This window comes from Micromonospora sp. NPDC006431, assembly GCF_042870725.1.
Classification (GTDB): domain Bacteria; phylum Actinomycetota; class Actinomycetes; order Mycobacteriales; family Micromonosporaceae; genus Micromonospora.
Window position 1 is genome coordinate 46,174 of sequence record NZ_JBIAHQ010000024.1, and the last position, 12,321, is coordinate 58,494.

A 12,321-nucleotide genomic window follows, 5' to 3' on the forward strand; every position below is an offset into this window, starting at 1 on the left:
CCTCCTCCGGTCAGCCGACGAACTGGAGCTTGAACACCAGCCAGTCGCCCGAGTCCTTGTCCCGGACCAGGTCGAGCTGGATCCGGTAGTGCGACGGCCGCCCGTCGGGTGACTTCACGTTCTTCACCGTGGCGTCGACCGCCACCAGCACCACCGCGTGCTGGCGGTCCCCGGAGACCAGGCCGGCGCGCAGCACCGTGCCCTGCGACTGGACCTTGTTCTCCACCACGGCCGTGCGGACCTGCGCCTGGCCGCGGGTGAACTCGTCCTTGAAGTCGCCGGTCGCGCCGGCGGTGATGCGCTGCAGGTCGCGGTCGACGCTGGCGGCGCTGACCGAGACGAAGTTGACGGCGGCCTGCCGGGCGGCGGCGACGGCGTCGCCGCGGGCCTGGTCGGTGGCCCGGTCGACGTACCAGCGGTGGCCGTAGACGCCGGCGGCGGCGAGGGCGGCCGCGAGCAGCACGACGAGCAGCGCGGTCAGCGCCCGGCCGCGGCCCGGCGTGCCCGGCGCCGCCTCGGCCCGCCCGCCGTCGGCCGCCGCGGTGGCGCCGGCATCCTTCGCCTTCGGGTCACCCCCGGTGTCGGTGCCGGCCGCCTTGTCGTCGGGGTCGGGCGGGTCTTCGACCCCGACAGGGTCGACGACGACCTTCAGGTCGCCGGCCGCCGCGGGGGCCGCCACCGGCTCCCGGTCGAGGCGTTCCAGCACCTGCTCGATCGGCTCGGCCGGGCGGGGCACGGGACGGGTGACCAAGCGGCGTCGCGCCGGGGACGGGCCACCGGCCAACGCTCCCTTGATGACTTTCAGCGTGGTGTTCCTGCGGCTGGTCACCGCCACCTCCTCGGGTACGCCGGTCACGGGGTCACCCCGGCGAGCAACAGCTGTTTCCAGGACTGGTCACCGGCCGTCCGGTACTGTCCGCCGGTCCCGCCGAACTGCAGCGGTCGTCCGTCGGAGCCGAGCACCAGGCCGGTCGCCGGGTCGTAGCCGGCGTTCGCCCCCGCGTCGGACGGCGGCGGCGCCGGCTCCCGGCCGGAGGGTCGGGGGGCGTTCTGTGCCCCGCGTACGCTGGCGCCGGCGGCGCGCTCGTTGCCGCTGCACCTGGTGCTACCGCCCCGGTAGACGCAGGACGGCGGATCCCCGGCGTTGACCACGAGGCCCAGGTGGGCGGTGCCGTCACCGGGGGTGACGGTGAATCCGCCGGCCACGGCGATCGGGTACGTCACGAGCAGCTGCTCGATGCCGGGCAGCCGCCGGGCGGCGATGCCGTTGACGGTGACCAGGTTGCCGAGCAGCGCCCCGACGTCGGGTTCCAGGCCGCGCAGCAGCGCCCGCAGCTCGGCGCCGGCCGGCGGTCCGGTGGCGAGCAGCCGGCGCAGGTCCGGGTCGGCGGCGCGGATGGCGGCGGCCAGCTCGGCCAGGCCGGCTGACCAGCGGCGCAGCGCTTCGGCGGACTCGGCCTGGGTGGTGAGCACGGTCCGGGCGTCGCGGATCAGGGTGAGCGTCTCGGGCAGCCGGGTGTCCGCCTCGGTGAGCAGGGCGTCACCCGCGTCGAGGATCCGGGCGAGGGCCTGCTCGTTGCCCTCGAACGCGGTGCCGAGTTCGGTGATCAGCACGCTCAGGTCGTCCGGGTCGACCGAGCGGACCAGGGCGTCGAGGTTGGTCAGCAGCGTCTCCGGGGCGAGCGGGAGGCCGGTCCGGTCGGCTGGGATCACCGCCCCGTCGGCGAGGTACGGCCCGCCGTCGCGGTCGGGGCGCAGGTCGAGGTACTGCTCGCCGACGGCGGACCGCTGGGTGACCACGGCCCGCAGCGCGTCGGGCACGCGTACGCCCCGGTCGATCCGCAGGTCGGCGCGGACCCCGTCGGCGCGCAGCGCGACGGCGGTGACCCGGCCGACGGGCACGCCGCGGTAGGTGACCGGGGCGTTGGCGAACAGGCCGCCGGCCCGGGCGAGGTCGACGTGGACGACGTAGCCGGTGCCGAACAGCCGGTCCCCGAGGCCGACGTAGCGGATCCCGACGTAGCTGACGCCGAGGAGGCTCACCAGCACGAAGGCGAGGACCTGGAGTTTCGCGGTGCGTCCGATCACTTGATCAGCCCTCCTCCGAGGAGGTCGGTGAGGCCACCGAGCTGGCCGATGACGGCCCCGGTCACTGGGAGCACGCACTGGGCGGTGAGCACGGTGCCGTCGGGCAGCTCGGTGCCGGCGGGGAACGCCGTGCCGGGCGGCACGAGGCCCTTGGGCAGGAGCAACCCGCCGAGCGGCACCGTCGAGCCGGGCTTGAGCAGCTGGCAGCCCTCCGGCAGCCCGCACTCCTCGGGCGGGGTGAAGATGGCCGGGAAGTTCTTCAGATCCGGCAGACACCCGGTCAGCGGTAGCTCGGGGAGGATGCCGCCGGGCTTGCCGCCGGGCCGGTTCGGGCCGGTGCCGGGTGACCGGGGCGCGGTCGGCGCCTTGGCGCCCGGGGCGGGGCGGTTCGGCTGGGCCGGGGCGGGTGCGGCGGCCACCAGGTTGGCCAGGATGCTGGCGGCGTCCAGGTCGGCGGTGACGGACAGGTTCACGAAGTCGCCCACGATGGCGCCGGTGACGTTCGGCGGGAACGGGTACGACAGCATGAAGTCCAGCGACTTGGGCAGGTCGTCGCCGGCCCGGGCGAGCTGCTCCAGGATCGGTTGCAGGGAGCGTACGGCGGCGACGGTGTCCGCCCGGCTGCGCTCGACCACCCGGGTGCCGACCGTGCCGAGCTGGCCGAGGACGGTCAGCGCCTTGGTGAGCTGGGCGCGTTGTCGGGCCAGGACGGTCAGCCCGGGCGCCAGGGAGTCCAGCGCGTCGCCCACGACCTGCCGTTGCCGGGCGAGGCGGCCGGTCAGCCGGTCCAGCGCGTCGATGGCGCGGACGATGTCGGCCTTCTGCCGATCGAGCCCGGCGAGGAAGGTGTCGAGCTGGGTGAGGGTGTCCCGCAGGGCGGGTTCGCGGCCGGCGAGCGCCTTGCCGAGCTCCTCGTTGATGGTCCGCAGCTGGGCCAGGCCACCGCCGTTGAGCAGCAGGCCGAGGGCGGCGAGGACCTCCTCCACCTCGGCGCCGCGGGTGGTGCGGGACAGCGGGATGAGGTCGCCGTCGGCGAGCCGGCCGCGGGCGGGCTCGGTGGGCGGCGGGGCCACCGTCACGTACTTCTCACCGAGCAGGCTGCTCTGCCGTACGGCGGCGGTGGCGTTGGCGGGCAGCCGCACGCCGCGGTCGATGCGCAGCCGGACGCGGGCGTGCCAGCCGGACAGGGAGATCTTCTCCACGCTGCCGACGGTGACGTCGTCGACCTTGACGGCGGCCTGCGGCACCAGGTCGAGCACGTCGGCGAACTCGGCGGTGATGGTGTAGCCGTCGCTGGCCGGCTTGCCGCCGGGCAGCGGCAGGTCCGCGACCTCGGGCAGGCCGCAGCCGGCGGGCAGCAGCGCCACCGCGAGCGCGCCGGCCAGCAGGCGCAGCAGCCGGATGCTCATGCGCTGCCTCGCAGGATGCCGCCGAGCGTCGGGTCGCTCGTGGTGGTGGGTGGGAAGCCGCCCGGCGCCTCGTCGGCGGTCGGCGCACCGGGGGAGCTGATGGAGCCCGGTGGGGACCCGCCGGCCACCGGGGCGCCGGGCGGCAGCTTGAGCAGCTTGCGCAGCTGGTCGGTCAGGGGCAGGTTGCGGGAGTGCAGGGTCTGTGCGAGTGCGGTGCACTTCGCCGGCACCTCGGCGGCGGGGAGCTGGTCCACGATCAGCGAGCAGACGAAGCTGGCCGGGTCGTACGGGCCGAGCGGGTTGTCGCGGGTGTCCAGCGTCCCCGAGCGCGCGTTGTACGCGAGGTTGAGGTTGCTCAGCGCCAGCGGCGCCACGTCGAGGATCTGGACGACGGCCTGCTGCTGGCGGACCAGGATGCGGGTGATGTCCGCCAGCGCGGTGACGTTGGAGGTGAGCGCGGTCCGGTTCTGCCGGACGAAGGTGGTCACGTCGGCCAGCGCGGCGGCCAGGTTGCGCAGCGCGGCGGCCAGTTCCTCCTTCTCCCCCGCGAGCTGCTCGGCGACGTCGGCGAGCTGCTGCTGGAAGCGGCGTACCTGCTCGTCGCTGCGGGCCAGGGTGGTGGTGAAGCGTTGCAGGTTGGCCACCGTGCCGAACAGGTCGCCGCGGCCGTCGGAGAGGGTGGTCAGCGCGCGGGACAGCCCGTCGAGGGTGTCGTGCAGGTTGGCGCCGTTGCCCTCCAGGTTGGCCCGGCCTGTGGTGACCAGGTCGGACAGGGCGCCGTCGGCGTTGGCGCCCGTCGGACCGAGGGTGCGGTTGAACTCGTCGAGCGCCCGGTAGATGTCGTCGATCTCCATCGGCGCGGCGGTCCGCCCGACCGGGATCTCGGCGCCGTCGGCGAGCGCGGAGCCGCCGGTGAACGCCGGGGTGAGCTGCACGTACCGGTCGCTGACCACGCTGGGCGGGACGATCAGGGCCTGGGCGTCGGCGGGGAACCGCAACGCCGGGTCGTAGCGCATCTCGACCCGGACGGTGCGGCCCTGCGGGACGACCTTTTCGACCTCACCGACGCGGACGCCGAGCACCCGGACGTCCGAGCCGGGATACACGCCGACCGCGCGGGTGAAGTAGGCGACGACCCGCCGTTGGGGTGTCTCGTGCCGCCACACCACGGCGCCGACGGCGCCGGCGAGAAGCAGGACGGTGGCCGCGGCGAGCGGGCGCCGCCAGCGCTGGACCGGACCGGGCATCAGCGTCCTCCCGTCGTGGGCAGGTACGGCTGGAGCAGGCCGTCGACGTACGAGTCGAACCAGCGGCCGTTGCCGACCACGTTGGCGAACGCGGTGACGAACGGCCCCATCCGCTTGATGGTCTGCTCCAGGTCGTCGCGGTTGCGTTGCAGGACGGCGACCACGTCGCGCAGCTTGCGCAGGGCCGGTTCGAGCTGGGTGCGGTTGTCGGCGACCAGCCCGGACAGCTGGGTGGCGAGCTGGTCGGTGCCGACGAGGAGCTGGTGGATGGCGTCCCGGCGGCGGGTGACCTCGGTGAGCAGCTTCTCCCCGTCGGTGACGAGCTTGCGGAACTCCTCGTCGCGTTGGGCGAGCACGCCGGTGACGTCCCGGGCGCGGGCGAGCAGGGTGCGCAGCTCGGCGTCGCGGCTGGCGACGGTGCGGGACAGCCGGGACAGTCCGGTCAGGGAGGTGCTGACGCTGGCCGGGGTGTCGGCGAAGGTCTGCGACAGGGTGGTGAACGCCTGCGCGAGCTGGTCGGTGTCGACCTTGTCGAGGGTGTCGGCGAGCCCGGTGACGGCCTGGACCACGTCGAACGGGGCGGCGGTGCGGTCGAGCGGGATCTGGGCGTGCTCGGGCAGCTTGCCCGGTCCCGCCGGGGACAGGGCGAGGTACTTCTGGCCGAGCACGGTCTTGATCCGGATGGTGGCGCCGGTGTCCCGGCCCAGGCGTACGCCGTCGTCGTCGACCCGGAAGCGGACCCGGACGTACGGCTGGCTCTCGCGGGCGAGTTCCACGGCGGTCACCACGCCGACACGCACCCCGGCCACCCGGACCTCGTTGCCGGTGGCAAGTCCGCTGGCGTCGTGGAACGCCGCCTGGTAGCTGCGGCCGGTGAGCGCGGCGAGGCGGTCGAGCTGGAAGGCGCCGAGCAGGGCGGCGAGGATCACTGTCAGCCCGACGGTGCCGACGACGACCGGGTTGCGTTCGCGGAAGGGTTTCACTGGCTGCCTCCGGTGGCGCAGCGGGCGGCGGTGGCGCTGACGCCGGGCGTGGTCAGCGGCGGCTGGCCGGCGACGGCCACCCGGCCGTCGAAGTCGCAGAGGTAGAAGTTGAACCAGGAGCCGTACGAGGCGACCCGGGTCAGCGACTCGTAGCGCTGCGGCAGCCGGCCGAGGGTGGCGTCGATGACGGCGGAGTTGCGGTCGAGGGTGCCGGCGAGGTCGCCGAGGGCGCGGACGTCGGCGGCCAGCGGCGGCCGGGTCTGGCGCAGCAGCCCTGCGGTGGTGTCGGTGAGCTCGCCGAGGCTGACCAGCGCCTCGCCGATGGCGGTGCGGTCGGCGGACAGCCCGGAGACGAACTGCTGGAGCTGGGTGACGCTCTCGTCCAGTTGCTGGTCGTGGCTGGCCAGGGTCTCCAGGACCTGGTTGAGGTTGGTGACGACCCGGCCGATCACGGCGTCCCGGTCGGCCAGGGTGTTGGTCAGCGAGGCGGTGCGGCGCAGCAGGCTGGCGACGGTGCCGCCCTCGCCCTGCAGCACCTGGATGATCTCGTACGCGAGCTTGTTGACGTCGTCGGGGTTGAGCGCGGTGAACAGCGGCCGGAACCCGTTGAACAGCACGGTCAGGTCCAGCGCCGGTTTGGTCTGGGTGAGCGGGATCAGCCCGTCGGCCCGTAGCGGCCGGCCGTCGCCCGGTCCCTCGGTCAACGCCAGGTAGCGCTGGCCGACCAGGTTGCGGTAGCGGATGGCGGCGCGGACGCTGGTGGCCACCGGCACGTCCCGGTCGACGGTGAAGGTGACCTCGGCGACGCTGTCGTCGACCACGGCGATGTCGCTGACCTTGCCGACCCGTACTCCGGCGATGCGGACGTCGTCGCCGGGCAGCAGGCCGGTGACGTCGGTGAACCGGGCCCGGTAGGCCACCCCGCCGGGCGGGAACGCGCCGAGGGTCTGCGCGAGCAGCGCGGTGGCCAGCAGCGTCACCGCCGCGAAGATCACCAGTTTGACCAGCGCGGGCGTCGTCTTCCCGGTCATCGCGCGTTCACCACCGCTCCGCGCAGCAGCGGCCCCCAGAGCAGCACCGCGATGTCCGGCACCTCGGCCGGCGGGGTGCCGGTGAGCCCACCGACGAGGGGTTTGACCAGGGCCTGTTCCGCGCCGGTGCCGGCCTGGCCCATGGCCGGGGAGGCGGCGGCCGGGGCTGCGCCGCCGGACGCGGCGGGCAGCCCGACGGGCAGCAGCGGCGGGGTACGGGTGCCCCGGTAGTCGTAGCCGTCGGCGACCGGCACCTGCGGGGCGGGCATCGGCGGGTCGGGCAGGTGCCGGCAGTTCGGGCCGTCCTGGGCGCCGTAGAGCGGCTCGTCGCGGCCCCGCTCGTAGGCGCCGCCGTCGCGGGTGACCTCGAGGGTGATGTGCATCCGCCCGCCGGAGAAGACCTCCTCGACCCGGGGTTGCAGGGCGACCAGCCCGCTGACCAGGCAGGGGTACTCGGGGGCGTAGGTGGCGAGCAGTTCCAGCACCGGCCGGCTGACCTGGCCGAGGCGGATGAGCTGGTCGCCGTGCCGGTCCAGGAAGCCCCGGGCGGTGTCGGCGGTGTCGGTGGTGTCGGCGAGGAACGCGGCGAGCTGGGTGCGCTGGTCACTGACGGTGCCGGCGGTGACGGTGACGTCGCGCAGCAGGGCGAGCAGGTCGGGCAGCGCGGCGTCGTAGCTGTCCAGCACGACGGCGAGCTTGCGGAGGTCCTCGGCGATGGTGGGCAGTTCCGGGTTGAGCTGCCGCAGGTACGCGCCGAGCCGGGTGAGGTTCGCTCCGAGCTGGTCGCCGCGTCCCTGCAGGGCAGTGGAGATCGCGCCGAGGGTGGCGGCGAGCTGGTCGGGGCGGATCGACTGCAGCAGCGGCAGCGCCTGGTCGAGCACGCGTTCCAGCTCGACGGCGGTGCGGCTGCGGTCCTGGCTGATGACCGCGCCGTCGCGGATCGGTCCGGCGGTGCTGCCCGCCGGCGGGACCAGTTCGACGTACCGCTCCCCGAAGAGGGTCTTGGGCAGCAGCCGGGCGGTCACGTCGGCGGGGATCCGGTCGGTGGTGGCCGGGTCGAGCGCGAGGCCGATGACGGCGCCGCCGCCGTCGCTGCCGACCGAGCGGACGTCGCCGACGACCACCCCGCGCACCTTGACGTCGGCGCCCTCGAGGAGGTGCAGGCCGGCGCGGTCGGCGTGCAGGGTGACCCGGTCGACCGGGGTGAACGCCTTCCGGTACTGCAGCACGGAACCGGTCAGCGCCGCGGTGAGCAGGGCGATGAAGACGATGCCGAGGACACGGTGTCGCATGGTCACCCCGCGATCCGGACGGTGGTGGTGGCGCCCCAGATGGCCAGGGACAGGAAGAAGTCCACGACGTTGACGGCGACGATGGCGGTACGCACGGCCCGTCCGACCGCGACGCCGACGCCGGCCGGCCCGCCCTGGGCGGTGTAGCCGTACCAGCAGTGCACGAGCACCACGATCACGCTGAACACCAGCACCTTGCCGAAGGACCAGAGCACGTCCCCGGGGGGCAGGAAGAGGTGGAAGTAGTAGTCGTAGGTGCCGGCGGACTGGTCGAAGTAGACGACCGCGATGGTGCGGGTGGCCAGGTAGCTGGAGAGCAGGCCGATCACGTACAGCGGGATGACCGCGATGAAGCCGGCGATCATCCGGGTGGTGACCAGGAACGGCAGGGACGGCACCCCCATCACCTCCAGCGCGTCGACCTCCTCGGAGATCCGCATCGCGCCGAGTTGGGCGGTGAACCCGCAGCCCACGGTGGCGGACAGGGCCAGCGCGGCCACCAGCGGCGAGATCTCCCGGGTGTTGAAGTACGCGGAGACGAACCCGGTGAAGGCGCTGCTGCCGATCTGGTCGAGCGCCTGGTAGCCCTGCAGCCCGACCTCGGTGCCGGTGAAGAAGGTGAGGAAGCAGATCACGCCGACGGTGCCGCCGAGCACGGCGAGTGCGCCGGTGCCGAAGCTGACCTCGGCCAGCAGGCGGATCACCTCGCGCTTGTAGCGGCGCAGGGTGCGTGGCGCCCAGGCGAGGGCGCGCAGGTGGAAGGCGAGCTGCCCGCCGAGGTCGTCCAGGTAGCGCAGCACGGCCACGTCAGCTTCCCTTCTGCGGTACGACCTGGAAGTACACGGCCGTGACGACGAAGTTCAGCGCGAACAGCAGCATGAAGGTGATGACGACGCTCTGGTTGACCGCGTCGCCGACGCCCTTCGGGCCGCCTTTGGCGGTCATCCCCTTGTAGGAGGCGACCAGCGCGGCGGTGGCCCCGAACAGCAGCGCCTTGACCTCGCCGACCAGCAGGTCGGGCAGTTGCCCGAGGGCCTGGAAGCTGGCCAGGTACGCCCCCGGGGTGCCGCCCTGCAGGAGGACGTTGAACGCGTACCCGCCGGTGACGCCGACGACGCTGACCAGGCCGTTGAGCAGGACGGCGACCAGCATCGAGGCGAGCACCCGGGGCACCACGAGGCGGTGGATCGGATCGATCCCGAGGACCTGCATGGCGTCGAGTTCCTCGCGGATCTTCCGGGAGCCCAGGTCGGCGCAGATCGCCGAGCCGCCGGCGCCGGCGATGATCAGGGCGGTGACGATCGGGCCGGCTTCGCGGACCACGGCGAGCACCGAGGCGGCGCCGGTGAACGACTGCGCGCCGAGCTGGCGGACCAGCGAGCCGAGTTGGAGGGCGATGACCGCACCGAACGGGATGGAGACCAGGGCGGCCGGGAGGATGGACACCGAGCTGATGAACCACGCCTGCTGGACGAACTCGCGTACCTGCACCGGCCGCCGGCCGAGCCCGCGCAGGGTGTCCAGACAGAACGCGAAGAACTCACCGGAGCGGCGGACGGCCGCGGTCGGGGCGCTCATCGGGCCACCTCCCGGCTGTGCCTGCCCGGGTCGTCGGTGAGGTGTTGCGCCAGGTCGATGGTCGGTCGCTCCACCTGCCGGAGGCCCTCGAACGAGCCGGGCGGCGGGGTGATGCCCTGCTCGCGGCACCACTGCCCGGGTGGGCGCTCGGCCCGGCGGGGCAGTCCGTCCGACGGCTGCAGTTGCAGTGGGATCGGCGGCAGCGGCGGCAGTTCCACCCCGGACTCCGCCTCGGCGGCCAGTTCGTCGGCGTCCTTCTCCTCGGCCATGCCGATCGGCCCGATCCGCTGGGCGTTGAGGAACTGCCGGACCACCGGTTCGGTGCTGGACAGCAGCATCTCCCGCGGCCCGAACATGGCCAGGTGCCCGTGGTAGATCAGGCCGATGTTGTCGGGCACGGTGCGGGCGGTGTTGATGTCGTGGGTGACGATCAGGAAGGTCGCCTCGGTGCGCTGGTTGAGGTCGATGATGAGCTGGTTGAGGTAGGCGGTGCGCACCGGGTCCAGCCCGGAGTCCGGCTCGTCGAAGAGGATGATCTGCGGGTCGAGCACGAGCGCGCGGGCCAGGCCGGCCCGTTTGCGCATGCCGCCGGAGATCTCGCCGGGCAGCTTCTTCTCGGCTCCGACCAGGCCCACCATTTCCAGCTTCTCGGTGACGACGGCCCGGATCTGGGACTCGGACATGCGGGTGTGCTCGCGTAGCGGGAACGCCACGTTGTCGTAGATGTTCATCGAGCCGAACAGGGCGCCGTCCTGGAACAGCACGCCGAACAGCTTGCGTACCTCGTACAGCTCGCGTTCGGACAGCCGCGGCAGGTCCTTGCCCTCGATCAGGATGGCACCCCGGTCGGGCCGCAGCAGCCCGACCAGTGTCTTGAGGAAGACCGACTTTCCCGTGCCGGAGGGTCCCAACAGGACGGAGATCTCCCCGGCGGGCAGGGTCAGGGTGATGTCCGACCAGACCGGCTGCCCGCCGAACGACTTGGTCAGCCCTTGCACGGCGACCTCGACGCCCACTGATCCCTCCCCTCTCCGTCGCTGCCTGACACATCGGCGCGACCGTGGAGAACGCAACAAACTTCTTTCCGGCATGGGTTCGTCACAAACCGTGAGCTAGGAAAATTGAGCAAGGCTCGATAGCGTGCCGGTAACCCGCCGGTAATGAAGGTGCCTCGCGAGCTCATGACAGTGATCCAGCAGCCAGATCTCGTCCGCCGGGCCGCCGCGGGCGACCCGGCGGCGACCGCGACACTGCTCACCGACGTGCGCCCCGGCCTGGTCCGTTACTGCCGGGGCCGCCTGGGGAGGGTCGGCGGGGCGTACACCACCGCGGACGACGTGGCCCAGGAGGTGTGCGTGGCGGTGCTGCGCGCGCTCCCCCGCTACCGCGAGCAGGGTGTCCCGTTCGCCGCCTTCGTCTACGGCATCGCCGCGCACAAGGTCGCCGACGCCCAACGCGCGGCCATCCGGGACGCGGCCGTCACCCCCACCGACGCCCCGCTGGATCAGCCCGACGCCGCGCCCGGGCCGGAGCAGCAGGTGATGGCCACCGACCTGGCCCGGCGGCTGTCCGCCCTGCTGGACCGGCTGCCCGACGTCCAGCGGGAGATCATCCTGCTGCGGGTCGCGGTGGGCCTGTCCGCCGACGAGGTGGGCACCATCGTCGGGATGACGGCGGCGGCGGTACGGATGGCCCAGTCCCGCGCGCTCGCCCGGCTCCGTACCCTTGCCGGGGGTTCCCTGGACGAGGTGGCGGCATGAGCGGGCGGACGCCGAACGGCGGCGAGGCGGTGGATCTGGACATCCTGACCCGCGACGACGCGCTGCTCGACGCGCTGGGACGGGGCGCGCTGATGCCGGCCGGAGACGAGTTGGCCGAGTTGCTCGCCGCCTGGCGGGCCGACGTCGCCGACGGCGTCCCCGAACCGGCCGAGGTCCGTCCGGCGGCGCCGGCCGAGAACCCGGTCGAGCCCACGCCACCGCCGGTACGTCCGGCCCGGACCAGGCGACCCCGCCCCTGGGCGGTGCGTCTCGCGGCGGCCGCCGTCGCGCTGCTGGCCCTGACGTCCGGGCTCGGGATCAGCAGTCGCAACGCCGAGCCAGGCAGTCCGCTGTGGTCGCTGACCAGGCTGCTCTACCCGCAGCAGGCGGAGGTACGGGACGTCGAGGACACGATCACGCGGGCCCGCACGGCCCTGACCGAGCGGCGGTTCGACGAGGCCCAGGAACTCGTCGACCAGGCACACGGCGAACTCGACCAGGTCACCGACCCGGCGAGCGCGGCCCGACTGCGCGCCGACCTCGACGTGCTCGGGCGGGACCTCACCGCGGAGCGGGCAAAGCTCCTACCCACCGCCGTGCCGATCTCCCCCAGGCCCGGCGTCGTCCCGACCACCCCGGCCACTCGCCCCAGCACCGGCACGATGGCTCCGCCGCCCGGGCCGTCCCAGCCGCCGGCCTCGACCACGCCGGGCGGCGCCGTGAGCGACGGCGGTGGTCTGCTGCCGCTGCCCAAGCCGCCGCGGCCGCCCTCGCCCAGCCTCTCGCCCCTGTTGCCTGGGCTGCCCGGACTGCCGCTACCCACCGGTGGCCTGCTCGACTGACCGAGTCCGGCGAACGGCCGCGGTGGCCCCGGCCTGAGCACGGGGCCACCGGCGGCGGACGCCCGGCCCACACCAGCACCAGCCAGCCGAC

Annotated in this window: 12 protein-coding genes; 2 read left to right on the forward strand and 10 right to left on the reverse strand. The window is 73.5% G+C overall.

The annotated features are described in order from the left end of the window. Positions 1-10: 10 nt before the first annotated feature. Genes ACFYM6_RS29815 through ACFYM6_RS29860 form a run of 10 tightly spaced genes read right to left on the reverse strand, consistent with a single transcriptional unit; the run spans position 11 to position 10,644 of the window. Positions 11-856, reverse strand: coding sequence for a hypothetical protein (locus ACFYM6_RS29815; RefSeq protein WP_387280785.1), 846 nt, complete (start codon positions 854-856; stop codon positions 11-13). Beyond that, complete coding sequence (locus ACFYM6_RS29820; protein ID WP_387280786.1) at positions 853-2,088, reverse strand: MCE family protein; 1,236 nt, start codon at positions 2,086-2,088, stop codon at positions 853-855. Before ACFYM6_RS29820 ends, ACFYM6_RS29815 begins: the two co-directional genes overlap by 4 nt. Further along, positions 2,085-3,497, reverse strand: coding sequence for an MCE family protein (locus ACFYM6_RS29825; protein ID WP_387280787.1), 1,413 nt, complete (start codon positions 3,495-3,497; stop codon positions 2,085-2,087). Before ACFYM6_RS29825 ends, ACFYM6_RS29820 begins: the two co-directional genes overlap by 4 nt. Continuing rightward, complete coding sequence (locus ACFYM6_RS29830) at positions 3,494-4,744, reverse strand: MCE family protein (RefSeq protein ID WP_387280788.1); 1,251 nt, start codon at positions 4,742-4,744, stop codon at positions 3,494-3,496. The genes ACFYM6_RS29825 and ACFYM6_RS29830 overlap by 4 nt, the downstream gene beginning before the upstream one ends. After that, on the reverse strand, positions 4,744-5,727 hold the full coding sequence (locus ACFYM6_RS29835; protein ID WP_387280789.1) for an MCE family protein: 984 nt from the start codon (positions 5,725-5,727) through the stop codon (positions 4,744-4,746). Before ACFYM6_RS29835 ends, ACFYM6_RS29830 begins: the two co-directional genes overlap by 1 nt. Continuing rightward, on the reverse strand, positions 5,724-6,758 hold the full coding sequence (locus ACFYM6_RS29840) for an MCE family protein (protein ID WP_387280790.1): 1,035 nt from the start codon (positions 6,756-6,758) through the stop codon (positions 5,724-5,726). Before ACFYM6_RS29840 ends, ACFYM6_RS29835 begins: the two co-directional genes overlap by 4 nt. Further along, complete coding sequence (locus ACFYM6_RS29845) at positions 6,755-8,050, reverse strand: MCE family protein (RefSeq protein WP_387280791.1); 1,296 nt, start codon at positions 8,048-8,050, stop codon at positions 6,755-6,757. Before ACFYM6_RS29845 ends, ACFYM6_RS29840 begins: the two co-directional genes overlap by 4 nt. Positions 8,051-8,052: 2 nt before the next feature. Then, positions 8,053-8,847 carry an ABC transporter permease gene (locus ACFYM6_RS29850; protein ID WP_338013282.1) on the reverse strand — a complete coding sequence of 265 codons (795 nt, stop codon included), beginning with the start codon at positions 8,845-8,847 and terminating at the stop codon, positions 8,053-8,055. 10 nt (positions 8,848-8,857) lie between these two features. Then, a complete protein-coding gene (locus tag ACFYM6_RS29855; protein ID WP_387280792.1) occupies positions 8,858-9,628 on the reverse strand; it encodes an MlaE family ABC transporter permease in 771 nt (256 codons plus the stop codon). After that, complete coding sequence (locus ACFYM6_RS29860; RefSeq protein WP_387280793.1) at positions 9,625-10,644, reverse strand: ABC transporter ATP-binding protein; 1,020 nt, start codon at positions 10,642-10,644, stop codon at positions 9,625-9,627. Before ACFYM6_RS29860 ends, ACFYM6_RS29855 begins: the two co-directional genes overlap by 4 nt. A 165-nt stretch (positions 10,645-10,809) precedes the next feature. Between ACFYM6_RS29860 and shbA the strand changes: the two genes are divergently transcribed. Next, positions 10,810-11,388, forward strand: a complete 579-nt coding sequence (gene shbA / locus ACFYM6_RS29865) for an RNA polymerase sigma factor ShbA (RefSeq protein WP_387280794.1) — start codon at positions 10,810-10,812, stop codon at positions 11,386-11,388. After that, positions 11,385-12,230: an anti-sigma-D factor RsdA gene (locus ACFYM6_RS29870; RefSeq protein ID WP_387280795.1), complete on the forward strand. Its 846-nt coding sequence runs from the start codon at positions 11,385-11,387 to the stop codon at positions 12,228-12,230. Before shbA ends, ACFYM6_RS29870 begins: the two co-directional genes overlap by 4 nt. Positions 12,231-12,321 lie beyond the last annotated feature (91 nt).

What these genes read in the sequence shown, in the direction of transcription:
- ACFYM6_RS29830 (WP_387280788.1), bottom strand. Translation starts at nt 4,744, where the DNA reads ATGCCCGGTCCGGTCCAGCGCTGGCGGCGCCCGCTCGCCGCGGCCACC.
- shbA (WP_387280794.1), top strand. Translation starts at nt 10,810, where the DNA reads ATGACAGTGATCCAGCAGCCAGATCTCGTCCGCCGGGCCGCCGCGGGC.
- ACFYM6_RS29840 (WP_387280790.1), bottom strand. Translation starts at nt 6,758, where the DNA reads ATGACCGGGAAGACGACGCCCGCGCTGGTCAAACTGGTGATCTTCGCG.
- ACFYM6_RS29825 (WP_387280787.1), bottom strand. Translation starts at nt 3,497, where the DNA reads ATGAGCATCCGGCTGCTGCGCCTGCTGGCCGGCGCGCTCGCGGTGGCG.
- ACFYM6_RS29855 (WP_387280792.1), bottom strand. Translation starts at nt 9,628, where the DNA reads ATGAGCGCCCCGACCGCGGCCGTCCGCCGCTCCGGTGAGTTCTTCGCG.
- ACFYM6_RS29845 (WP_387280791.1), bottom strand. Translation starts at nt 8,050, where the DNA reads ATGCGACACCGTGTCCTCGGCATCGTCTTCATCGCCCTGCTCACCGCG.
- ACFYM6_RS29870 (WP_387280795.1), top strand. Translation starts at nt 11,385, where the DNA reads ATGAGCGGGCGGACGCCGAACGGCGGCGAGGCGGTGGATCTGGACATC.